The sequence below is a fragment of the Bradyrhizobium murdochi genome (assembly GCF_000472965.1).
Taxonomy (GTDB): Bacteria; Pseudomonadota; Alphaproteobacteria; order Rhizobiales; family Xanthobacteraceae; genus Bradyrhizobium; species Bradyrhizobium murdochi.
The window spans coordinates 171809-195890 of the sequence record NZ_AXAU01000003.1 but is presented as its reverse complement, the minus strand read 5'-3'; the positions used below and the strand labels follow the sequence as shown (position 1 = coordinate 195890).

At 64.2% G+C, this 24082-nt stretch carries 17 protein-coding genes; 9 read left to right on the top strand and 8 right to left on the bottom strand.

The annotated features are described in order from the left end of the window. The first annotated feature begins 55 nt into the window (after positions 1-55). The gene (locus YUO_RS0111670; RefSeq protein WP_028347421.1) at positions 56-475 is read left to right on the top strand and encodes a nuclear transport factor 2-like protein; all 420 of its coding nucleotides are present in this window, start codon (positions 56-58) and stop codon (positions 473-475) included. 159 nt (positions 476-634) lie between these two features. Here the strand turns inward: YUO_RS0111670 and YUO_RS0111665 are convergent, their stop codons facing one another. Continuing rightward, positions 635-1393 (bottom strand): GntR family transcriptional regulator, encoded by a 759-nt coding sequence (locus YUO_RS0111665; protein WP_028347420.1) that lies wholly within the window; start codon positions 1391-1393, stop codon positions 635-637. A gap of 198 nt (positions 1394-1591) precedes the next feature. On the opposite strand from YUO_RS0111665, the gene YUO_RS0111660 reads away from it, so the two are divergent. The 5 genes from YUO_RS0111660 (at position 1592) to YUO_RS0111640 (ending at position 9403) form a co-directional block, all read left to right on the top strand. Beyond that, positions 1592-2449, top strand: a complete 858-nt coding sequence (locus YUO_RS0111660) for an ABC transporter ATP-binding protein (RefSeq protein WP_235782688.1) — start codon at positions 1592-1594, stop codon at positions 2447-2449. Between the two features lies 1 nt (position 2450). Next, the gene (locus YUO_RS0111655) at positions 2451-3227 is read left to right on the top strand and encodes an ABC transporter permease (RefSeq protein ID WP_028347418.1); all 777 of its coding nucleotides are present in this window, start codon (positions 2451-2453) and stop codon (positions 3225-3227) included. A 44-nt stretch (positions 3228-3271) separates the two neighbouring features. Next, positions 3272-4297 (top strand): ABC transporter substrate-binding protein, encoded by a 1026-nt coding sequence (locus YUO_RS0111650; protein WP_028347417.1) that lies wholly within the window; start codon positions 3272-3274, stop codon positions 4295-4297. Between the two features lie 138 nt (positions 4298-4435). Further along, a complete protein-coding gene (locus tag YUO_RS0111645) occupies positions 4436-5878 on the top strand; it encodes an amidohydrolase family protein (protein WP_028347416.1) in 1443 nt (480 codons plus the stop codon). Positions 5879-6082: 204 nt separating this feature from the next. Next, entirely contained in the window at positions 6083-9403 is a 3321-nt protein-coding gene (locus YUO_RS0111640) for a carboxyl transferase domain-containing protein (protein WP_028347415.1), read from the top strand. Positions 9404-10073: 670 nt separating this feature from the next. Here YUO_RS0111640 and YUO_RS0111635 read toward each other — a convergent pair. Together YUO_RS0111635 and YUO_RS0111630 are read right to left on the bottom strand one after the other, a co-directional pair. Then, positions 10074-11180, bottom strand: coding sequence for an ISAs1 family transposase (locus YUO_RS0111635; RefSeq protein ID WP_028347414.1), 1107 nt, complete (start codon positions 11178-11180; stop codon positions 10074-10076). A gap of 228 nt (positions 11181-11408) precedes the next feature. Next, the gene (locus tag YUO_RS0111630; RefSeq protein WP_430649537.1) at positions 11409-12980 is read right to left on the bottom strand and encodes a flavin-containing monooxygenase; all 1572 of its coding nucleotides are present in this window, start codon (positions 12978-12980) and stop codon (positions 11409-11411) included. 227 nt (positions 12981-13207) lie between these two features. Between YUO_RS0111630 and YUO_RS0111625 the strand changes: the two genes are divergently transcribed. From YUO_RS0111625 to YUO_RS0111615, 3 genes are all read left to right on the top strand, one after another. Beyond that, a complete protein-coding gene (locus YUO_RS0111625; protein ID WP_028347412.1) occupies positions 13208-14806 on the top strand; it encodes a GMC family oxidoreductase in 1599 nt (532 codons plus the stop codon). Positions 14807-14813: 7 nt separating this feature from the next. Beyond that, on the top strand, positions 14814-15260 hold the full coding sequence (locus YUO_RS0111620) for a gluconate 2-dehydrogenase subunit 3 family protein (protein ID WP_028347411.1): 447 nt from the start codon (positions 14814-14816) through the stop codon (positions 15258-15260). Between the two features lie 89 nt (positions 15261-15349). Beyond that, on the top strand, positions 15350-16375 hold the full coding sequence (locus tag YUO_RS0111615; RefSeq protein ID WP_028347410.1) for a S1C family serine protease: 1026 nt from the start codon (positions 15350-15352) through the stop codon (positions 16373-16375). A 106-nt stretch (positions 16376-16481) separates the two neighbouring features. Here the strand turns inward: YUO_RS0111615 and YUO_RS0111610 are convergent, their stop codons facing one another. The 5 genes from YUO_RS0111610 to YUO_RS0111590 form a co-directional block, all read right to left on the bottom strand. Beyond that, positions 16482-17264, bottom strand: coding sequence for an alpha/beta fold hydrolase (locus tag YUO_RS0111610; RefSeq protein ID WP_028347409.1), 783 nt, complete (start codon positions 17262-17264; stop codon positions 16482-16484). 3 nt (positions 17265-17267) lie between these two features. Beyond that, complete coding sequence (locus YUO_RS0111605; protein ID WP_028347408.1) at positions 17268-18563, bottom strand: O-acetylhomoserine aminocarboxypropyltransferase; 1296 nt, start codon at positions 18561-18563, stop codon at positions 17268-17270. Positions 18564-18608: 45 nt separating this feature from the next. Next, a complete protein-coding gene (gene pncB / locus YUO_RS0111600) occupies positions 18609-19913 on the bottom strand; it encodes a nicotinate phosphoribosyltransferase (RefSeq protein WP_028347407.1) in 1305 nt (434 codons plus the stop codon). A gap of 69 nt (positions 19914-19982) precedes the next feature. Continuing rightward, positions 19983-23537 carry a molybdopterin cofactor-binding domain-containing protein gene (locus YUO_RS0111595; protein ID WP_028347406.1) on the bottom strand — a complete coding sequence of 1185 codons (3555 nt, stop codon included), beginning with the start codon at positions 23535-23537 and terminating at the stop codon, positions 19983-19985. Next, positions 23534-24004 (bottom strand): (2Fe-2S)-binding protein, encoded by a 471-nt coding sequence (locus YUO_RS0111590; protein WP_028347405.1) that lies wholly within the window; start codon positions 24002-24004, stop codon positions 23534-23536. Before YUO_RS0111590 ends, YUO_RS0111595 begins: the two co-directional genes overlap by 4 nt. Between the last annotated feature and the right edge of the window lie 78 nt (positions 24005-24082).

The following is a 24082-nucleotide window of genomic DNA, read 5'->3' as shown; positions in this document are numbered from 1 at the left end:
GTGCATGCAGTTTGCCACTCGGACTGTAGTATCCCCGGCATCAGGAGAAGCCGCCATGTCTGTCGCTGCGAAAGCCGAAGTGAAGGGAATGTCCGATGCCGAGGTGGTCAAAGCCTATCTCACGGCATCGATGATCCCGGATCCCGATGCGGCCGCGGCTTACATGAAGCCGGGCACGATCATCACCTTCACCGGTGGCCGCGAGTTCGACCATCCCCGCGGGCCGACCGGCTTCAACGCGAGACGCTATCGCTGGGTCAAGAAGAAGATGGACCGTTTCGACGTCTGCCCGGGCGCCGAGGAGACCGTCGTCTACAGCATCGGCACGCTCTACGGCGAATGGCTCGACGGCACGCCGTTCGAAGGTAATCGCTATGTCGACCGCTTCGTGGTCAGGGGTGGGCTGATCGTGAAGATGGACGTCTGGAACGACAGCGCCGAGCGGATTCTGGTGCAGATGGGGATTGAGGCGTGAGGTTCGGGGCTTTCATCCTTCGAGACGCGCGCTAAGCGCGCTCCTCAGGATGAGGTCCTAGACTTTCAAGATGAGGTCTTGGACCCTCACGGTGAGGAGCGCGGCAACGCCGCGCGTCTCGAACCACGAGGCCACCGGCGATTGCTGCGGGCGGCAGACCTACCTCGCCCTTACCACCTTCGGCAGCTTCACCAACCGCTCGCTTTCGCCTTCCTCGGCATAGGGCGCCAGAATATCCAGCAAATCGCGGCCGCGCGGCGGGGCGGGGGCTACCAGCGCGCGGCTGGCCACCGAATCCAGATGGCTGTGCATCAGGCTCATCACCTTGGCCTCGTCGCCCTTGACCAGCGCGGCGATGATCGCGCGGTGCTCGTTGATCGCGCATTCCGACGAATGCGGACGGCTGTAGAGCGATAGCGTCAGGCAGCAGCGATAGGCGACCTCGCTGACGTAACGCACCAGGATCGGGCTGTTCGTCATATTGGCGAGCAGGATGTGGAATTCCGTCGCGAGGCGGATCGACACCGCATCCGAGCCGTCGCGCGCGCGGTCCTCGGCATCGACATGGGCGTTGAGCTCGGCAATCTGGCTCTTGGTCAGCTTGCCGGCGAGCTGGCGCACCACCAAGCGCTCGAGTTCGATCCGGATATCGAAGGCATCGCGCGCTTCCTGCCAGCTCGGCGTCGCCACCACCGCAATCCGGTTGCGACGCAGTTCGACAAGACCTTCCGCGGCCAATTGGCCCAGCGCATGCCGCGCAATGGTGCGGCTGACGCCGAACCGCTCGCCGAGCGAATCCTCGGGCAATTTCGCGCCGGGCGCCAGCGCCTGCTCGATGATGGCGCGGCGCAGCGCGCGGCAGATCACACCGACCTTGTCGGATGGGATAGCAGTCTTGCTGGCGGGGCGGGGCGCCATCGGCGAATCCTGGAGGGTGCTTCGAATGGGTCCTCTTATCACAATTGCCGCCTGATTGTGCGCCTCAATTGCATGCACTTTGAGGGTCGAGCTGCACAAAAGGAATCCGCCGGATCGGGCGGCAAATCGCAGCGACCTTGATTCCAAAGGCAAGTTTGGCTGGCATCCGGCTTGCATGCACTTCCAGCCATGATGCGCATGCAACCACAATCCGAACTTCAGGACACGCCAGTTCCGGGCTCTGCCGCTCCGATCGCAATCGAACTGTCGGAAGCCTCCGTCACCTTCGGCCGCGGACCCCGCGCGGTGCCGGCCCTCTCCACGACAAGCTTGCGGATCGCCGATGGCGAGTTCGTCGCGTTGGTCGGCCCCTCTGGCTGCGGCAAGTCGACGATCCTGCGGCTGGTGAGCGGCCTGGTTCAGCCGACATCGGGCGTCGTCATCGTCGGCGGCCGGGAAGTCGCCGCCCGCGCGTTACGCGTCGGCATGGCGTTCCAGAATCCGACCATGCTGCCGTGGATGTCGATTGAGCGGAACATCATGCTGCCGCTCAAGATCGTCGAGCCGTTTCGCTCGCAGTTCCGAAGGCTGCGCAAGACCGAATTCCGCGACAAGGCCAATGCGCTCTTGGAGCAGGTCGGCCTCAAGGGGTTCGGTAACCGCTACCCCTGGCAACTCTCCGGCGGCATGCTTCAGCGCGCCAATCTCTGCCGCGCGCTGATCCACGAGCCGCGCATGCTGCTGCTCGACGAGCCCTTCGGCGCGCTCGACCAGTTCACGCGGGAAGAGCTGTGGTCGATCCTGCAGGATCTCTGGATCGCGCACAAGCCGACCGTGCTCTTGGTGACGCATGATCTGCGCGAGGCCGCCTTTCTCGGCAGCCGCATCTGCGTGATGAGCGCGCGGCCCGGCCGCATCCTCGACGACAGCCGGGTCGACTTCGCCCGCCCGCGCACGGTCGCGATGACCTTCGAGCCGGATTTCGTCGCGCTGAACCAGAAACTGCGCGCGTTCATCGTCGATGCCAGAACGGCTTCAGCGCAGGGAGCAGCCTGACATGCCCGATCTCGATTATCGCCAAAAAGCCTGGTCGGCGGCACTGATCGTGCTGTTCTTCGTCGCCTGGGAATTGTTCTGCCTGATGACGGGCATGTCCGACCTGGTGCTGCCGCGTCCCTCGCAGGTATTCGTCACGCTGGTCGATAAATTCCCCATCCTCTGGCCGCACATCCTGCAGACGCTGGCGACGACGATGATCGGGTTTGTTCTTGGCGTCGGTCTCGGCGTCGTATTGGGCGCGGTGATCGGCGTCTCGAAAACCGCTTACGATACGGCCTATCCGCTGCTCGTTGGATTTTCCTCGATCCCGAAGGTCGCCGTGGTACCGATCTTCGTGCTGTGGTTCGGCTCCGGCTCGGTGCCGGCGGTGCTGACCGCGCTCTCGATCTGCTTCTTCCCGATCGTGGTCAACATCGCGACGGGGCTGGCGACGACCGAACCGGAACTCGAAGACGTGCTGAAAGCGCTCGGCGCCAGCAAGTTCGACATCCTCTGGAATGTCGGCTTACCCCGCACCATGCCGTTCTTCTTTGCCTCGCTGAAGGTCGCGATCTCCTACGCCTTCGTTGGCGCGGTACTGTCGGAAACCGTCGCCTCGAACCGCGGCATCGGCAACGTGATGATGACCGCGTCCTCGAATTTCAACGTGCCGCTGGTGTTCGCCGGCCTGTTCGTGCTCGCCGGCCTCGGCGTCGCGCTCTACGTGATCTTCTCGGTCATCGAGGGGCGCGTCACCGGCTGGGCCACCCGCAAGAACGACATGATCGCGACATGAACGTTTTCGCCAACCGCCATCCAACCCTTATCGAGGAGAATATGATGTTAGCCAGAGTAAGCGCCGCGCTGTTGGGAGTTGCCTTGTTCGCCGGTGCCGCCAGCGCCCAGGAAACCACGATCAAATTTACGCTGGGTTGGAAGACGCAAGGGTCCGACGCCGCGTTCTTCTACGCCAAGGACAACGGCTTCTTCAAGGAAGAGGGCCTCAATGTCGTGATCGATCAGGGCGAGGGTTCCGGTGCGACCGTGACGCGCATCATGTCGGGCGCCTATGACGCCGGCTTCGGCGACGTCAACGCCATCATCCAGAACGCCTCGACCAAGCCGCAGGACGCGCCTGTGATGGTCTACATGATCTGGAATCAGCCGCCGTTTGCGATCGTCACCAAGAAGACCAGCGGCATCAACACCATCAAGGACTTTGAGGGCCGCACGCTCGGCGGCGCGCAGGGTACGCCGACGACGCGGTTGTTGCCGGTGTTTGCCAACAAGAACAAGCTGGAGGGCGAGAAGATCAAGATCTCCAACATGGCGCCGAACCTGCAGGAGCCGATGCTTATCAAGGGCGATATCGACGCGGCGCTGGTGTTCAACATCACGAGCTACTTCAACCTGGTGCTAAACCGCCAGGATCCCGACAAGGACTACAAGTGGTTCTCGTTTGGCGATTACGGCCTCGATCTTTATTCCAACGGCATGATGGTGTCGCGCAAGCTGCTGGCGGCCAATCCGAAGGCCGTCGCCGGCCTCGTCCGCGCCGTCAATAAGGCCGTGATCGCGATCGCCAAGGACCAGAATGCCGGGATGAAGGCAGCGCTGAACTACGACAATCTGATCAATGCCGACGTGGAGAAGCGCCGCCTGCAGTTTTCCTTCGACAAGCTGATCGTCTCTCCCGAGATGAAGGAGATCGGCGTCGGCGATGTCAAGGACGACCGCATGGCTCGCGCCATCGGCATCATCGTCGAAGGCTACCAGCTCGCCCGCGCGCCAGCGCCATCGGAGATTTTTTCCCGCGAATTCCTGCCGCCGCGCGCCGAGCGGGAGCTGGTGTATACCGCGAATTGACATCGTTCGTCATTGCGAGGAGCGCAGCGACGACTTGTCCGCCGTAGCTCGAAGAGCGAAGGCCGAAGCAATCCATTCCTTCTTTTCGCGGCGCGATGGATTGCTTCGCTTCGCTCGCAATGACGGAGAGGGCACGCCATGGCTACTGACGTTCCGGCACATAGCCTCTTCTCCGGTCCCGACCGCGGGCTGCTCGACAACGTCGTGCTTCAACACGACAACGGCCTCGTCACGTCCATCTCGCCAGCGACGCCGTCCACGACCGGCCCGCGCACCCTCATCCTTCCCGCCTTTGTCAATGCCCATGATCACGCGCGGCCGACCGCGTCCTCGTTCGGCGCGCTCGGCATGCCCCTGGAAAGCTGGATCCTGCGCTCCGCGCTCGGCACGCCGGTCGATCCCTATCTGACCGCCGCATCGGCATTGGCCCGTTCGGCGCGGGCGGGCTGCGCGGCGATGATGGTGCACTACACCCGGCCAAGCGGCACCATGCCGCTGGTCGAGGAGGCAAAGGCGATTGCGCGCGCGGCGTCCGACGTCGGCATCCGCATCGCGTTTGCGCTTGCCGTGCGCGACCAGAACCCGGTGGTCTATGGCGACGGCGAACCGGTGCTGTCGCAGCTCTCAAGCGACGATCGCAAGGCCATTGAGGAATTGTTCGTCCGCGCGCCGATGTCGCCAAAGACCTATATCGAACTTACGGATGCCATCGCCTCGGCCATCGCAGGTCCCAAAGTCGATGTGCAGCTTGGCCCCGCGGGCGTGCAATGGTGCTCAAAACCGTTGCTCGAGGCGGTAGCCGAGAATTCGGTGCACACCGGGCGACGCATCCACATGCATCTGCTGGAGACAATCTATCAGCGCGCCTGGGCTGACCAGCATTTTCCGGATGGCGTCGTCCGCTATCTCCGCGACATCGGCTTCCTGTCGGAGCGGCTGACGCTGGCGCATTGCATCCACGCCCGCCCCGACGAGATCGAGATGATCGCGGCGTCTGGCGCGCGTATCGTCACCAACATCTCCTCCAATTTGCACCTGCGCTCGGGCCTCGCGCCGATCGCCGCGGCGCACCGGTGTGGCTGCGCCATCGCGGTCGGCGTCGATGGTCTCGCGCTCGACGAAGACGACGACGTGCTGCGCGAGATGCGGCTGGTGCAGATGATGCACGGCGGCCTTGGCTTCGAGCGCACCTGGACCGCTGCCGAATTCCTCGCGCTCGCGATAGCCAATGGCCGCAGGGCGACCGGCGCGCCCGGAACGGGTACGCTCATATCAGGCGCGCCAGCCGATTTCGTCACCATCGATCTCGATCGGCTCGACCGCGACCGGATCATGCCGGTCGACCCCGTCGATCTCCTGTTCGCGCGCGGCAACGCGTCTGTCTTGCGCGACGTCGTGGTGGACGGACGGCTGATCGTCAGCGAAGGCCGTTGCACCGGTGTCGATCTCCCCGCGATCGAGCGGGAGCTACGCGGAATCTATCGCGCCAATGCAAGACAACTCTCGCCATTTCAGCGGGCCTGGCCGCCGCTCGCAGCGTCGTTGCAGGGCTGGTTCGAAGCCCAGCTCGATTGCCGATAGAGCGCTAAGCGCCTCAGTAGCTGTGTGAATTCCGTCATGTGGAACGAAATTCCACTTGCGCAGAATCTCGGCAACGGTTCATGTCGAGTAAACAAGAAACTGCCGGTAGCCGCCTCGCGCTGCTGATTGGGGTATGGGAAGCAAGCGGGGCGAGGTGAGCCGATCGCCGCATCATTTCGCTCTGCTGTCCAGACGGAACCGTTCATGTCCTTCCATAAATTGCTGATTGCCAACCGCGGCGAGATTGCCATCCGCATCGCGCGCGCCGCGGGCGACGCTGGCCTTGCGACGGTCGCAATCTACTCCGCCGACGACGCGGAATCGCTGCATGTCCGCGCCGCCGACGCCGCCCTTGAAATCCCCGGGCGCGGCGCGCGGGCCTATCTCGATATCGAGGCGGTGATCGCAGCCGCCAAGGCGACCGAGTGCGACGCCGTGCATCCCGGCTATGGCTTCCTCAGCGAGAATGCCGGGTTCGCCCGCCGCTGCATCGAGGAAAGCATCGTCTTCGTCGGGCCGTCGCCGGAGGCGCTCGATCTGTTCGGCGACAAGGCGCAGGCCAAGGCGCTGGCAAAAAAGTGCGGCGTGCCTGTTATCGAGGGCACCAGCGGGCCGACCAGCCTCGATGAGGCCAAGGCCTTCCTGGAATCGCTCGGCGCAGGCGGCGCCATCATGATCAAGGCCATCGCCGGCGGCGGTGGCCGCGGCATGCGCATCGTCGATGACGCGGGCAGGCTGGAGGAGGCCTATGCGCGCTGCCAATCCGAGGCGATGGCGGCCTTCGGCAGCGATGGCGTCTATGTCGAGCGCCTGATTCGCAATGCCCGCCACATCGAGGTGCAGGTCATCTGCGACCACCACGGCGCGATCAGCCATCTGTGGGAGCGTGAATGCACGATCCAGCGCCGCAACCAGAAGCTCATCGAGGTCGCGCCAAGCCCGTCGCTGAACGACGCCTTGCGTACGCGCATCATCGACGCCGCCAAGGAACTAGCCGCCGCCGCGAACTACGACAATCTCGGCACTTTCGAATTCCTAGTCGATAACGACGCCAGGACCAGCGACAAGGCATTCGCCTTCATCGAGGCCAATCCACGGCTGCAGGTCGAGCATACCGTTACCGAGGAGGTGCTCGGCCTCGATCTCGTGCAGTCGCAGCTTGCGGTCGCGGCCGGTGCGACCCTGGGCTCGCTCGGGCTTGCGCAGGGCTATATCCCGAGGCCGCGCGGCTTTGCGATCCAGCTCCGCGTCAACATGGAGGTGATGGACGAGACCGGCGCCACCAGACCGACCGGCGGCACACTGGCCGTGTTCGACCTGCCGTCCGGCCCCGGCGTGCGCGTCGATACGTTCGGCTATTCGGGCTACCGGACCAGCGCCGCCTTCGACTCGCTGCTCGCAAAGGTCATCGTGCATTCGCCAGGCGGCAACTGGACCGACGTGGTGCACAAAGCTTCGCGGACGCTGCGTGAATTTCGCATTGGCGGTGTCGCCACCAACGTTCCCTTTCTTGCGGCGATTTTGGCGCATCCGGATTTCGTCGAGAACCGTCTCAGCACCGGTTTTATCGACAAGCATGTCGCCGATCTGATTGGCGAAACCAACACGACGGCGGAGACGGAACTGGTCGAATCCGGCAGCGCCTCCGATGACGAGACGCTCGCGATCGCGGTCGCGGCATCGGCAGCCGGCCCGGCAGGTTCGGTCGCGGTGCCAGCACCGCTGCAAGGCACGATCGTCGCGATCGGCGTCGAGGAGGGAGATCTCGTTCGCCCCGGCCAGCAGATCGCGGTGCTCGAATCCATGAAGATGGAGCATCTGGTCACGGCGCCGCAGGGCGGCCGGGTGACGCAGATCGCAGCAGGCTCCGGCGTGACGCTGATGCAGGACGAGCCGATCCTCTATCTGGAGCCGGCCGAGCTCGACGCCCATGATGTCGCTGAGGAAGAGGATGTCGATCTCGACCACATCCGTCCCGATCTGGCCGAGCTGATCGAGCGTCACGCCATCACGCTGGATGAAAACCGGCCGGCCTCGGTCGAGCGCCGCCGCAAGACCAACCAGCGCACGGCGCGCGAGAACATCGCGCACCTCGTCGATGAAGGCTCCTTCGTCGAATATGGTTCGCTCGCAATTGCTGCCCAGCGAAGGCGACGCACGGTCGATGACCTGATCCGCAACACGCCGGCCGATGGCCTGATCTCCGGCGTCGCCACCGTGAACGCGGAAAAATTCGGCGCGGACGCCGCGCGCTGCATGGTGATCGCCTACGATTACACTGTGCTCGCGGGCACCCAAGGCCACATGAACCACAAGAAGATCGACCGCATGCTGGGCTTGGCCGAGCAATGGCAGCTGCCGCTGGTGTTTTATGCCGAAGGCGGCGGCGGTCGCCCCGGCGATACGGACAGACTCGGCATGACCGGCCTCGACGGGCCGTCCTTCGTGCAGTTCGCAAAGCTCTCGGGGCTGGTGCCGGTGATTGGCGTCGTCTCCGGCTATTGCTTTGCCGGTAACGCCGCGATGCTCGGCTGTTGCGACGTCATCATCGCGACGGAGAATGCCTCGATCGGCATGGGCGGACCGGCGATGATCGAGGGCGGCGGGCTCGGCGTCTATCACCCTGCTGAAGTAGGTCCGGTGTCGTTCCAGTCGCCGAACGGCGTTATCGACATTCTGGTCGAGGATGAAGCCGAGGCGACATCCGCGGCGCAGAAATATCTGTCCTACTTCCAGGGCGCGGTCGCCGACTGGAAAGCGCCGGACCAACGCCTGCTGCGGCGGTCCATTCCGGAGAACCGGCTGCGGGTCTACGACATCCGCAGCGTCATCGATCTCTTGGCCGACGAAGGCTCGGTGCTGGAGATCCGACGGGATTTCGGCGTCGGCATGATCACCGCTTTTATCCGTATCGAGGGAAGACCGTTCGGCCTGATCGCCAATAACCCAATGCATCTCGGCGGCGCGATCGACGCGCCGGCCGGCGACAAGGCCGCGCGCTTCATGCAGCTCTGCGACGCCTTCGACATTCCCATTTTGTCGCTCTGCGATACGCCGGGCTTCATGGTCGGCCCGGAAGCGGAGAAAACCGCGATCGTGCGCCATGTCGCGCGCATGTTCGTGACCGGCGCCAGCCTCACCGTGCCGCTATTCAGCATCGTGCTGCGCAAGGGCTATGGCCTGGGCGCGCAATCGATGATCGGCGGCGGCTTCCACGCCTCGTTCTTCACCGTGGCCTGGCCGACCGGCGAGTTCGGCGGCATGGGGCTGGAAGGCTATGTGCGGCTCGGTTTCCGCAAGGAGATGGAAGCAATCGAAGACCCGGTCGAGCGCGAGGACTATTACAAGACCAAAGTCGCCGAACTCTACGCCAACGGCAAGGCGGTCTCGATCGCCTCAGTGCTCGAGATCGACGAAGTGATCGATCCCGCCGACACGCGGCACTGGATCATGTCCGGCCTGCGTTCGGTGCCGAAGCCGGAGGCACGCGCGACCAAGAAGCGGCCGTGTATCGATGCGTGGTAGCGGGAGATCCGTAGGGTGGGCAAAGGCGCGATAGCGCCGTGCCCACCATTCCATCACGGATCGCGCTGCTTGATGGTGGGCACGCTTGCGCTTTGCCCACCCTACGGCATCTGTGACGCCCGATGGGCAAATCACTTCTGATTTTCAGAAATCGTGTCAAGCCCCGTAATCAAAAATATTCTGCTTTCGTTCCCACCCAAATCACGCGCATAACTCCGTCCGTCTCACGGCAGATGAGGGGGCGTTGGCCATCGTCACTAACGTGCGGTGAGATGCGATGGACGCTGATGGCGCGCTAGACGTACGCGCCGGATGCGTACGGTGAAGTCGTGTGGTTCTGATGTCGCGGTGCTGGCATTAAGTCCTTTGGAAGCGAAGCTTCTCCGGGACGACGGTGGCAAAAAAGCCGTTCGCCGGGAAGAGCACGAAGTAAGCCGTAAAGCCATTGCGCAGGGAAGGCCGGGATGCTCCCGCTGTACCTGTATGCTCGTGTGCGTTTTTGCTATGCGCAATTGCACACGAGACCGCGGGTGCGGCGCGCACCCGGTCTTCCCTGCGCCCTCTGAATGAGAGGGCGGGAAGCTGAGAGCAAAGCTCGGACGCAATGCGCCGCGAGATCGCGAAATCATATGTGGGTGCTAGAAAATTTGGAACAGACGTGCACGCGCCTTCACCCTCCCCTGGAGGGGGAGGGTAATCGCATATGGGCGAAGGCGAAGAGAAGGAAGTCGTTGTCCCATCTGGCCTGGAGCATTTTGTGGCTGATGCGGGCCGGTCCTGGTGTTGCCTGCAGGGCGTTGATGGCGATCCTGCGGATAGCGGCGAGGTTTTCCGGCGCGTGATCCTTGCGACTGCGGCAGGCATCTTCGTCGAAGACCGTATCGAGGACCCAGTGCAGATTGTTCTCGATGCCCCAGTGGGCGCGCACGACCTCGAGCAGCTTCTTGGCCGACAGCAGGCGCGAGGCCAGAAAGTATCGAACCTTGTGCTTGGCGGGCTTGCCGGCGTGGGCGCGCCAACTGTCGATGCGGCCGACGGCAGCGATCGCGGGGAAGCCGTATTGCTTCGCCAACTGTGGTGCCGGCGCGACGATGGCCTGCCGGCGCTCGACACGGTCGTGAGCGGAAGTCCTTCGCTGGCTCGCCCGCGCTGGCTTCCGGGCCGCATCGAGCAGCGCCTTGACGGCCTTGAAGAGCCGGCCGCGATTGCTCTTGATGGCCAACACGTAATGGCCCTTCCGGTCGCGGATGGCTTGGGCCGTGTCGGGCCGGCAATGCAAGGCGTCGGCGGTGACAAGGGCCCCGTCCAGATCGAGCAGGGCCAGAACTTCGAGAGCACCGGCAATCTCGTTGCGATTGGGGGCCTTCCTCTGAGCCAAGGCCATGCGCGTGCCTGTCGCCCAGACATTGACCATATGCAGCGGCGTGGCCCGCCGGCCACGCGTGAAAGCCCCGCGCAGCGCCTTGCCGTCGATGCTGACCACGCCTTTGACGCCGAAGCCCTTGCTGAACTTGCGCAAGACCGCTTCCAGACCCTTCGGGTCCAGCGCACGGAAGACGTTGCTGAACGTGTCGTGGCTGGGAATGCCGCATCTGAGTTCCAGAAACCGCCGCAACAGTTTCTCTCGGCCTTTGCCGAAGAACTCGAACTCGGTGCAGGTTTTGGCGCCAGCCAGTGTCGCCGCCAAGGCGATGACGAGGATGTCCAACAGATTGTGTTGAACGTTGCTGGCACGCGGATCTTTGAGCGGGCGAAATATCCGCCTGAGATTGCGCATCTTGGTCTCCTTCGGGAAGCGGGAGACCCCCGAAGAATCCAATTCGCACCGCTATGCAACACCCCTCTAAGGCCATATGCGATTCCCCTACCTGGAGGGGGAGGGTCGACGCTCATGAAATGAGCGGCGGGGTGGGGTGACGTTCTCTCCACATCCAACGGTGCCCGAGTGGAGAGATCACCCCACCCCGGCACGCATCTTGCGATGCGCGCCGACCAGGGGAGGGTGCTATCCCAGCCTCAATTCATCGTACCGCTTCGCCGCCACCTCGTCGCACCTGGCACGATACGCCGGCGCGCTGCCGCTGTAGCGGGCGACGATGCGCCTCTGTTTGCCTTCGACGTTGGAATTGATGCCGGTCATCCAGGAATTGACCTCGTTGGACAGCAATCCCTCGCCGAGCGCCTTGACGTGATCGGTCCAGGATTTCACGCCCTCCGGCGTCGCTTCCAGCCGCGTCAACCCCTCTCTCATCGCGAACAGGAGCAGCCCGGTGACCCACTCGACGCTGTATTCGATGCTGCGCGGGATGTTGCCGAGCGCGGTGTGCGGCCCCATCAGCATCAGCATGTTCGGAAATTCATGCACCATGATGCCGAGATAGGTCTCCGGGCCTTGTCGCCACTTGTCTTTCAACCGCGCGCCGCCAACGCCACGAAAATCGATCTTGTCGAAACTGCCGGTGATGGCATCGAAACCGGTCGCGTAGATGATGATGTCGAACTCGTAATCCCGTTCGCCTGTCCTGATGCCCTCAGGCGTGATCCGCTCGATCGGCGTCTCGTTGATGTCGACCAGCTCGACATTGTCCTGGTTGTAGACTTCGTAATAGAAAGTTTCGAGCGGCAGCCGGCGGGTGCCAAAGCCATGATTTTTCGGAATCAGCTTCTCCGCGACCGCCGAATTCTTCACGCGCTGCCGGATCTTGCGCGCGACGAAATCGGAGATCGTGGCGTTCGCCTTGCGGTCGATCAGTATATCACGAAAGTTGCCCTGCCAGATGCCGAAGCCGCGCTCGCCATAGAGCTTTTCATAAAACGCCTCGCGCTCTTCGTCCGACACCTCGAATGCGCCGCGCGGGTCCGGCGTGTGCAGGAAGCAGGCGAAGGTTTCCTGGCAACGGGCGAAGATTTCGGGATAGCCGGACTTGATCTTCTTCTGGGTCTCGGCGTCGATCTTGCCGTTATGCAGCGGCGCGCACCAGTTCGGGGTGCGCTGGAATACGGTGAGGTGGCCGACTTGCCCAGCAATGGTCTGGATGGTCTGCACGCCGGTGGCGCCGGTGCCGATCACGGCGACACGTTTGCCGGTAAAATCCACCGGCTCCTTCGGCCATCGCGCGGTATGAAAAGAGGCACCCTTGAAATCCTCGCGGCCCTCGATCCGCGGCAGGGTCGGCGTCGACAACGGCCCGATCGCGGTGATCAGGAAGCGCGCGTCGAACCGGCTGCCGTCCTCCAGCGTGATGGTCCAGCTCCGCGTATCTTCCTCGTAAGTAGCCGCCGTCACCCGGCTCCTAAACTGGATATCCCGGCGCAGGTCGAACTTGTCAGCGACGTAATTGAGATAGCGCAACGTCTCCGGCTGGCCGGCAAAATGCTCCGACCATTCCCATTCCTCCAGCAACTCCTTCGAGAACGAGTAGCCATAGGAATAGCTCTCGGAATCAAAGCGCGCGCCGGGATAGCGGTTCCAGTACCAGGTGCCGCCGACATCGGTCGCGGCCTCGAACACCCGCACGCGAAAACCCTGCTCGCGCAGCCGGTAGAGCTGGTACAGCCCCGACATGCCCGCGCCGATAATGATGGCGTCAAAGTCCGGAATCGGCGTCGCTCCCGTGATTATGGTTTGCTCAAAAGCTATCCGGTCTCGCGCCCGCGGACAAACCTGTATCAAGGCGTGGCAGGGTTGCGTGTTTGTCCCGCCAAGTCGGCCTCGCTCGGCTTTACTGCCGGTCGCATCTGCCCCTATCGTGGAGCGCAGATCGCCCTCAAGGCGACGACAATTCAGGGAGCGAAGCGACCGCAATGAACGACCCCGTTGACGTCCTCATCATCGGCGCTGGCGCGTCCGGCGCGGCGGTGGCGTGGAGCCTGGCTGAAACCAAGATGCATATCCTCTGCCTCGACCAAGGCGGCTGGATGAAGCCCTCGGAATATCCGAGCACGGGGCGGGACTGGGAGGCGAAGTTCTACGGCGACTGGTCGACCAGCCCGAACATCCGCGGCCGGCCCGAGGACTATCCGATCAACGACGACAACTCGCCGATCAAGGTCGTGAACTTCAACGGCGTCGGCGGCTCGACGGTGATGTACACCGCGCATTGGCCGCGGCTGCATCCGTCCGACTTCCGGGTGAAGACGCTGGACGGCGTCGCGGATGACTGGCCGATCGATTACGACACCCTAGTGCCGTTCTTCGAAGAGAACGACCGCATGATGGGCGTCTCGGGCCTGTCAGGCGATCCGCTGTCGCCGCTGACGCACCCGCCGATGCCGCCGCAGCCGCTCGGGCTCTCCGGGCCGCTGATCGGCAAAGCCATGAACAAGCTCGGCTGGCACTGGTGGCCGTCGGACACCACAGTTGCGACGATGGACTACGAGGGCAGGGCGCGCTGCATCAATCTCGGGCATTGCACGCCGGCCTGCGCGCAAGGCGCCAAAGCCTCGACCGATATCACCTATTGGCCGCAGGCGATCCGCGCCGGCGTCGAGCTCAAGACCCATTGCCGCGTGCGCGAGATCCTGACCAACGAGCATGGCATGGCCTCGGGCGTCGTCTATTACGACAGGGATGGCGTCGAGCAGTTCCAGCCGGCCGAGGTCGTCATCATCGCCTGCAACGGCGTCGGCACGCCGCGTCTGCTCTTGAATTCGGTCTCCGGCCGCTTCCCGAATGGCCTGGCCAATTCATCCCGCCTGGTCGGCAAGAACCTGATGTTCCATCCCTATGCGCAAATCTACGGTTTTGTGCAGGAGCCAACCGACTCTAACCGCGCGCCGCCGACCTGCCTCTGGAGCAAGGAGTTTTACGACACCGATCTCTCGCGCGGCTTCGTGCGCGGCTACGGCATCCAGTTCGGCCGCGGCGCGGGGCCGGTGTTCGAAGCCGTCGCGAGCGAACAGAAGGGCATTTTGCCATGGGGCGCGGACCATCACCGCGTGTTCCGCAAGCTCAACGGCCATCGGCTCGCGGTGTCTGCGATCTGCGAGGATCTGCCCGAGGAGCACAACCGCGTCACGCTCGATCCCGTGCTGAAGGACAGCCACGGAATCCCTGCGCCGAAGATCGATTACACGATCAGCGAGAACAGCTGGAAGATGATGGAGCATGGATTGGCGCGCGGCCGGGAAATCCTCGAGACCGCCGGCGCCACCGACATCTGCATCAACAACCCGATTCCCTGGGGCGGTTGGCATCTGCTCGGTACCGCGCGGATGGGCACCGATCCGGCGCGCTCGGTGGTCAACGAATGGGGCCGGTCGCACGACGTGAAAAACCTCTTCATCGTCGACGGCAGCGTGTTCGTCACGTCAGGCGGCGTGAACCCGACCTCGACCATCCAGGCGATCGCGCTCTACGTCGCCGACCAGATGAAGCAACGCCTTGCCAACCTCTTCGATTGAGACCGCGATGTCCGCAGCCCATGAACTGACCCCATCTCAACGTGACGATCTGCGCACCATCGCCGCGATGATCATTCCCGCCAGCGACGAGTACAAGGTGCCCGGTGCCGACGATCCCGCTGTTCAGACCGACATGCTGGCGACGCTTAGTCGCGATACCGCGCTGGTGGCGCAGGCGCTCGATCATCTCGCGCGTCTCGCCGGCCAGCCGTTGGCTGAGCTCGATACGGCCAGGCGTGATGCCGTCGCGCAGGAGTTCCGCGCCACCGGCGGCGTTGCGGCGGCGACGCTCGTCCGCGTCGTCCTGCAGTGCTACTACCGCGACGATCGCGTGCTGCGCTCGCTCGGCCTCGAGTTGCGTGCCCCGTTCCCGAAGGGCCATGTACTGCCTGAGGGCGACTGGTCGCTGCTCGATCCGGTCAAGGCGCGGGGCGGCAAGCTGCGGGTTTCCTGAAGCGGAGGCGGAGCAGGCCTGCGCACGCGCCGCGGCACTTGCGCATCCGGTTCCCGGCCACCATGTGATGAGACCGAAGGAATCTCGCCATGTTGGATTTTACCTCAGATATCGCCGACGACGGACTGTCGCCGCGAACGGCTGAGCCTGCCCGGGACAATGACCGGGTTTTGCTCGATGCCTATTCCAATGCCGTGATCGATGTGACCGAGCGGGTCGGTCCCGCAGTCGTGCGCGTCGAAACCGGGCCGAAGGTGCGCAGCGCGCGTGAGCGCGGCGGGCTTGGCTCCGGTATTGTCATCTCGCCCGACGGTCTCGTGCTCACCAACAGCCATGTGGTCGGATCATCGAAGGAGATCCGCCTGCGCGACACCGAAGGATTCGTCACCGATGCTCACGTGCTCGGCGTCGATCCAGACACTGACCTGGCCTTGCTGCGGGCCGACGGCGCGCGCGATCTGCGTTATGCCTCGCTCGGCAATTCCAAGAGCCTGCGTCGCGGCCAACTTGTGGTCGCGATCGGCAATCCGCTCGGCTTCGAATCGACGGTGACCGCCGGCGTGGTGTCGGCGCTTGGCCGCTCGATCCGCTCGCTGAGCGGGCGGACCATCGAGGACGTGATCCAGACCGATGCTGCACTGAATCCCGGCAATTCCGGCGGGCCGCTGGTATCGCCGGCGTCGGAGGTGATCGGCATCAACACCGCGATCATCAACGGCGCGCAAGGCATCTGCTTTGCGGTCGCCAGCAACACCGCGCAGTTCGTGCTGTCCGAGATCATCCGCCACGGCTATGTCCGCCGCGCCTATATCGGCGTCGCAGGCCAGACCGCGCCGATCCCGCGGCGGCATGCGGTGGTCGCTGGCGTCGACAACAAGATGGGCGCGCTGCTGGCGCAAATCGAGCCGGACAGCCCGGCGGCGAAGGCGGGACTGTTGCCGGGCGATGTCGTGATCAAGCTCGACGGCGTCGAGATCAACGGTGTCGACGATCTGATCCGCGCCCTCGATCGCGACCGCATCGGGCGGACGCTCGCGATGGATGTGCTGCGGTTGGGAAGGTTGCAGGCGATCGATATCCATCCGGTGGAGCGCAGGCAGCCCGGAAGGCAGTAGTGTCCTCAGTCATCATGCGCGGGCTTGACCCGCGCATCCATCGATCTTCGCAAGAGTCACTTCTTGGGATGGATTGCCGGGTCAAGCCCGGCAATGACAGGCGGGCCTACTGCCGCAACGCCGCCAGCAATTCATCCGGCGCTTCGGCCATGATCATGTGGCCGGCGCCGGGAACGACGACGATCCGCGCATTCGGCGTCGCCGCCGCCAGCGCCTTGCCGCCCTTGGCTGGCGTCATCATATCGCGCTCGCCGAGAATGAAGGTGACGGGCACCTTCACCTGCGCGGCTGCTGCGAGTGCGTTCTGATAGGAGTTGCAGGCACTGAGATCGCTGTAGAGCACCCCCGGTCGCGTCTGCTGCAGCACGCGCTGCGCGCCCTGATGCATCCACAGTCCCGGCGCAAGACTGCCGCCGAGCTCGGCCTTGAAGCCGAGGCCCCAGATCGAGACCATGTCGATCGCATCAGGGTTGTTGACTTCGGCGGCCTTGAGCAGATCGGGGCCGACCGTCATCGCAGCAGCGGTGCCGATCAGGCTGAGGCCGGACACCTTGTCGGGATGACGCGCGGACGTCTCCAGCGCGATTAGCGAGCCCATCGAATGGCCGATGAGCTTCGCCTTCGGCGCACCCGCCGCGTCGAGCAGCGCGGCGGTCCAGTCGGCCATGTCGGCGATGGTCGGCAGCGGGTTGCCTGCCGAACGGCCATGGCCGGGCAAATCGGGCGCCAGCACGGCGTAGCCGTGATGGGCGAACCAGCGGCTGTGCAGCGCCCAGATCGAATGATCGAACCCCGCACCGTGCAGCATCACCACCGCGGGCAGCGACGGATCGAACGGACGGCCGCCGGTCGCCACGAGAACATCAGCACCGTTGACGGAAAGCTGCATGGGTCAAACCTTCTGCGATGCGCGAAGCGCCTGGCCGAGATCGTCGATGATGTCGGAAACGGCCTCAATTCCGATCGACAGCCGCACCAGCTCCTCGCCGACCCCGGCGGCCTTCAACTGCGCGGCATCCATCTGCTGATGCGTGGTGCTGGCGGGGTGAATGACCAGCGTCTTGGCGTCGCCGACATTGGCGAGATGGCTGATCATCCGAAGCTGCTCGATGAATTTTTTGCCCGCCGCGCGGCCACCCTTGATGCCGAAAGAGACGATCGATCCGGCGCCGCGCGGCAACAGCCGCTTCGCGAGCTGATGGTCGGGATGATTTTCCAGCGCCGGATGCAGCACCCACTCGACCGCCTTGTTGGCGCGCAGCGCTTCGAGCACCGCAAGCGTGTTGCTCATATGGCGCTCCATCCGCACGCCGAGCGTCTCGACGCCCTGCAGCAGCTGAAACGCGTTGGTCGGCGACAGGCAGGCGCCGAAGTCGCGCAGGCCTTCGGTGCGGGCGCGCATGATGAAGGCGGCCCGGCCGAATTGCTCGTCGAAGACGATGCCGTGATAGCCGGCATAGGGCTCGGTGAGCTGCGGGAACTTGCCCGACGCGTGCCAGTCGAACCGGCCGCCATCGACGATGACGCCGCCAATGGCGATGCCGTGGCCGCCGATCCATTTTGTCGCGGAATTCATCACGATGTCGGCGCCCAGCTCGATCGGGCGGCTGAGGAACGGCGTCGCAAAGGTATTGTCGATCAGGAGCGGAATCTTGGCGTCATGCGCGATCTGCGCGACCGCCGGGATATCCAGCACTTCCATTCCGGGATTGCCGATGGTCTCGCCGATCACGAGCCGCGTGTTTGGCTTGATCGCGGCGCGGAATTCATCGAGCGCGCGCGGTTTGACAAACGTCGTCGTGATGCCGAAGCGCGGCAGCGTGTGCGCCAGCAAATTGATGGTGCCGCCATAGAGCGAGGCGGACGCGACGATGTGGTCGCCGGCATTGACGATCGTTGCGATCGCCAGATGCATCGCGGCCATGCCGCTCGCCGTGCAGATCGCGCCGACGCCGGCTTCCAGCGCCGCCAACCGCTCCTCGAGCACGGCGGTCGTGGGATTGGAGATCCGGGTGTAGATGTGTCCGGCGCGCTCCAGGTTGAACAGCGCTGCCGCGTGGTCGGAGTCCTGGAACACGTAGGAGGTGGTCTGGTAAATCGGAACGGCGCGGGCGCCGGTTGCGGGATCCGGGCGCTGGCCGGCATGCAGGCTCAGAGTTTCGAAAGCAGGCGGCTTGGGTGCGGGCATGCGGGGCTCGTCAGATCAAGTGGTGGCGGGAAAGTATGTGATGGCTCAGACGTGCACGGCGGTGCGGACGCGTCCGGCATTGCCGAACACGCGCAAATAACGTTCGATCTCGGACGGCGTGCCGGTGGCCTTCTCGGGATTATCCGACAGCTTGACCGCCGGCCGCCCATCGACCGACGTCACCTTGCAGACCAGCGAGATCGGATCGAGATCGGCCGATCCATCCGGTGCGCAGCCGACGAAATCATTGGTGAGATTGGTGCCCCAGCCGAACGAGATGCGGACGCGTCCGGCGAAATGACGATAGGTCTCCTCGATCGAATCGACATCCATGCCGTCGGAGAACACCAGCAGCTTCTCCTTGGGCTCGCGGCCCTTCTGCTTCCACCACTTGATGATGTCTTCGCCGGCCGTGATCGGCGGCGCGCTGTCCGGGCGGAAGCCGGTCCAGTCGGCGACCCAGTCCGGTGCATCGCGCAGGAATGTTTTGCTGCCGAATGCATCGGGCAGCGCGATCAAGAGATTGCCGCCATAGGTGTGTCGCCACTGATCGAGGATGCGATAAGGCGCCCAGCGCAGCTCTTCGTCGGAACTGGCGAGCGCGGCTGCGACCATCGGCAATTCATGCGCGTTGGTGCCGATCGCTTCGAGATCGTTGTCCATCGCCAGCAGCACGTTGGAGGTGCCGGTGAAGGAAGGGCCGAGCCCCTCCTTGACGGCCTCGACGCACCAGCGCTGCCACAGATGGCCGTGGCGTCGGCGGGTGCCGAAGTCGGAAAGCCGGAGGCCTTCGAGCTTGCGCAGCCGCTCGACCTTGGACCACAGCTTGGCCTTGGCGCGGGCATAGAGCACGTCGAGCACGAAGCGTCCCTGACCCTTGGTCGCCTGCCGAGAGCGCAGCTCGTTCATGATCGCAAGCGCCGGGATTTCCCACATCGTGGTGTGGGTCCACGGCCCGTGGAAGTGCAACTCGTACTGGCCGTCGACCTTGTTGAGCTCGTATTCGGGCAGGCGGAAGTTGGCGAGCCAGTGGATGAAGTCCGGCGAGAACATCTGAGTCTTGCCGTAGAACGTGTTACCGGCGAGCCAGATCAGCTCCTTCTTGGTGAAGCGGATGGTGCGCGCGTGGTCGAGCTGTGCGCGCAACTCGCCCTCATCGATGATCTCTGCCAGGCGGACATTCTTGGTGCGATTGATGACCGAAAAGGTGACGCGCTGCTCCGGGTACAATTCCCGGATCATCTGTAGCATCAAAAGCTTGTAAAAATCGGTATCGAGCAGGCTGCGCACGATCGGGTCGAGCCGCCAGCCATGGTTATAGGTCCGGGATGCAATATCGGTAACTGCCATGGTGGAACTCTACCGTGCCGCGGGCCACCCAACCAGTGGGTTTTGCCGGCGGCATGGCAGCTCAGCGCGCTATTCCTGCCGGATACGGCCGACCGCAGCAGGAATATCCTTCCAGACCGGCTTATCGGGGGCAAATTGTTGCCTCAGATAAACGACCAGTTCGGCGATCTGGCCGTCGCTCAGGCTGTCCTTGAACGCCGGCATATAGCCGAGGTCGGTCGCGGCCGGCTTTGCGATGCCGTGCAGGATGACCTGGATCAGATTGTCGGGCACGGTGCTGTGCAGGTTGCTGTTGAGCGCCAGCGATGGCCGGCTGCCGAACAGCGGAGCGCCGCCGACCTCATGGCAGACGGCGCAGGCGCCCTGATAGAGGCGCGCGCCGACGCTGGCGGCCGCAAGCGTTCGCGTGCCCGTCGAGGCTTCGAGCCTGACGGCAAGCGCTTGCTGCGCCGGCCGATCGATCGCGGCCTCATTGAACGAGGCGAGATAGACCGCCATGGCACGGATGTCGTCATCTGGCAACGCCGCGAGTTCCCTCACCACCGGCGCCATTGGCCCCGCGGCGACACCGTGGAAGCGCGACTCGCCGGTTCGCAAGTAGGCGTACAGCTCACCCTCGTTCCACGGGATCGGCGCTTGCGACAGCGAGGTCAGCGCCGGCGCTTCCCAACCTTCCGCAAATCCGCCGGCGAGATAGGCATTCGCCTTCTCCGCGCCGAGCGCATTGCGCGGCGAATGGCAGGCGCCGCAATGGCCGAGACCTTCGACGAGATAAGCGCCGCGATTCCAGATCTCGGATTTTGCGGGATCGGGCTGGAACACGGCGGGTGTGTGGAACAGCGCATTCCATCCGGCCATCAGCGGGCGCAGGTTGAACGGGAATGCCAGCGCATTGGCCGGCGTCTCCGCGCGCACCGGCGACTGCGCCATCAGATAGGCATAGAGCGCCTGCATGTCGGCGTCAGTGGTCCTGGCGAAATGCGGATAGGGAAACGCGGGATAGAGATGCCGCCCGTCGCGGTGAATGCCCTCGCGCATTGCGCGCTCGAAGGCGGGATAGGACCAGGCGCCGATGCCGGTTTCGACATCGGGTGTGATGTTGGTCGAATAGATCGTGCCGAACGGCGTCGGCAGCGGCCGGCCGCCGGCGTTGAGCACGCCGTTCGCAGCGGTGTGGCACACCGCGCAATCGCCGAGCGCGGCAAGCTGCTCGCCGCGGGCGATGGTCGCGGCCGAGTAGACCGAGGCATCGGGCCGCGCGATCGGGGCAATCGCTCGCCATGGCAGCACGGCGGCGCCGATGCCGACCACAGCCGCGCACAGCGCTGCAGCGGTTGCGAGCACGCCGCGTCGTCCGGCGAACGGACTGGGCCATCGGTTGAGATCAGGCTGTGGTGCGGATGCCGGCGCAGACAACGCCACTGGTGCCGCCGGCTCCTCGCCGCGCAGCCCCCGCAAGATGCGTTCCGGCGTGAACGGCAATTCGCGAAAGCGCACGCCGGTCGCATCATAGATCGCATTGGCGATGGCGGCTGCGCTGGGGACGGAGGCGGACTCGCCGACGCCGAGCGGCGGCTGATCCTGTCGCGGCAGCATCAGCACGTCGATCTCAGGCACCTCGGGAAACTTGATGATAGGGTAGGCGCCCCATTCCCGCGCCGTCACGGAGGCACGATCGAACGACACTTCCTCCATCAACGCGCGGCTGGTCGATTGGATGACGTTGCCGTGGATCTGGTGGCGCACGCCGTCCGGATTGATCATCAGGCCGGAGTCCTGGCCTGCCACCACCCGCGTCACGCTGACATCGCCGGTCGCCTTGTTCACCGCGACGTCGGCGATCCACGCCGACCACGCTGCGCCATAGCCGGGAAACTTGCTGTGCACATAGAGCGCATAGGCAAAGCCGCGCCCACGCACGATATCATCCTCGGCCTGCTTCTCCTCGCGTACCGGCCGCGGCGTCCAGCCGGCGCGTTCGGCCACCGCATTGACGAGATCGATCGCGCGCGGATCCTTCAAATAGAGCAGACGGTACTCGATCGGATCGACACCAGCCTCGCTGGCGCATTCGTCGATCCAGGATTCATGCGCAAAGGTGTTCGGCAGCGCCGAGACGCCGCGGAGCCAGGAGGCGCGCACGATCGGCGGCATGTCATTCGCTACCACGCGCAGATTCTCGTAATCATAGGGCGGGATCGCGGTGCGATCGCCCATCTCGAAGACAGCGGGTGTGTGCGGGACGGCGCCGGTCAGCAGCAGGGCCAGCGTCGGTGCGCCGTTCGACGGATAGCGCGTGGCAAAATCATAGCCGGCAACGCTGCCATCGACGTTCAATCCGCCGTTGACATCCATCAATTGCGCGGTGCCCTTCGGCTCCCAAGCGTGCTCCTGCTCGCGCGTCAATTGCACGCGGACGGGCCGGCCGACGGCGCGCGACAGCAGCACCGCGTCGGCGGAAACATCATCGGCACAGTTGCGGCCATAGCAGCCGGCAGCCTCCAGCCGGATCACCTCGATCTCGGCTTCGCGCCGGTGGATCAGCCGCGCCAGATCGGTGCGCAGATGATGCGGGTTCTGCGTGCCGGACCAGACCCGCGTCACATCCTCCTGATAATCCGCAACCGCGCAGGACGGGCCGATCGAAGCGTGCATCTGGTAGGGCCAGATGTATGTCCGCGGCATCGGCTTGGCGGCGCCGGCGATTGCCGCATCGACATCACCCTTGTCGATCAGCTTGCGTGGCGTCGATGGATTGGCACGCAGCGCGGTCGCGACGTCCTTGAGGTCGGGCAGCGTCGGCACCGGCTTCCAGTTCACCTTGAGCTGCGCCGCCGCCTTGATTGCATTCTCCTCGCGCTCGGCGACGACCCCTACAAAGTCGCCGATGCGAACGACGGCGACAAGTCCAGGGATGTCGCGCACGGAATTCTCGTCGACCGCGATCAGGCTGTTGCCGATGAAGTCGCCGACATCGACGCCGGCATAGGGCGGGCGAACGACGCGGCCATGCAGCATGCCGGGCACGCGCATGTCGTGCACGTAGACCAATTCACCGGTCGCCTTCGCCGGAAGATCGACGCGCGGCACGGATCGGCCAACGATGTTATAGGCGTCGACGGACTTAACTGGAACGTCGTCGGCGAGTTCAAGGCGAATGGTCTCGCCCGCAATGAGTTCGCCGTAACTGACGCTGCGATTGTCCTTGCCGCGGACGAGGCCGTCTTCAATGACGAGGTCCTCGGCCGAAAGCTCCAGCCGCTCGGCGGCGCGCGCGACCAGAAACTGCCGCGCCTGCGCGGCAGCCTTGCGCAACGGAACGGCCGTAATCTGAATTGTTTCGCTCGCAATCGTCGCGCCCTGATTGGGAACGAGGGCCGTGTCGCCGAGCACGACCACAACACGGGCAAAGGATACGTCGAGCTCTTCGGCAACGATCTGCCCAAGCGCGGTGCGGATGCCGGTGCCGAGATCGACGTGGCCGTTATAGGCGGTGACCGATCCATCCGCCGTGACCTTGATGAACGTCTCGAATTTGACGGCCTCGACCGGCGATGCCGGACGCACGACGGACAGCGTGCCTTGCAACCGCTCGCGATTCTCGGCCGTGTCAGGGACAGTCATCGCGTCTGCGCCTCAACGAGACGGCCTGTGGCGCGCATTGCCGCGCGCATGATTTCGACATGCGCGCCGCAGCGGCACAGATGATGGCGCAGTGCTTCCAGTACCTCGTCTTCCGACGGGCGAGGGGAGCGCAGCAACAGCGCCTTGGTGGTGATGATCATGCCGTTGAGGCAATAGCCGCATTGCGCCGCTTGTTCGCTGATAAACGCTTGCTGCACGGGATCGGGATGCTCGCGCGTGCCGAGGCCTTCGAGCGTCACGATGTCGCGCCCGATGCAGCCCTCGACCGGGATCACGCAGGAACGCGCGGCGACGCCGTCGATCAGCACGGCGCAGGCGCCGCATTCGCCGAGCCCGCAGCCGTATTTCGGTCCGTTCAGTTCGAGGTCGTTGCGGAGCACGTAAAGCAATGCAGTGTCGGGCGCGGCGTCAACGTCGTGAACCTTGCCGTTGACGGTCAGGCGCATCATGCTCTCCCGAAGTCCTCGTTGCGCTGCAAAACTCGCACTGGATGCTTCGCGAAAGATACCGTTTGTGTACAAACG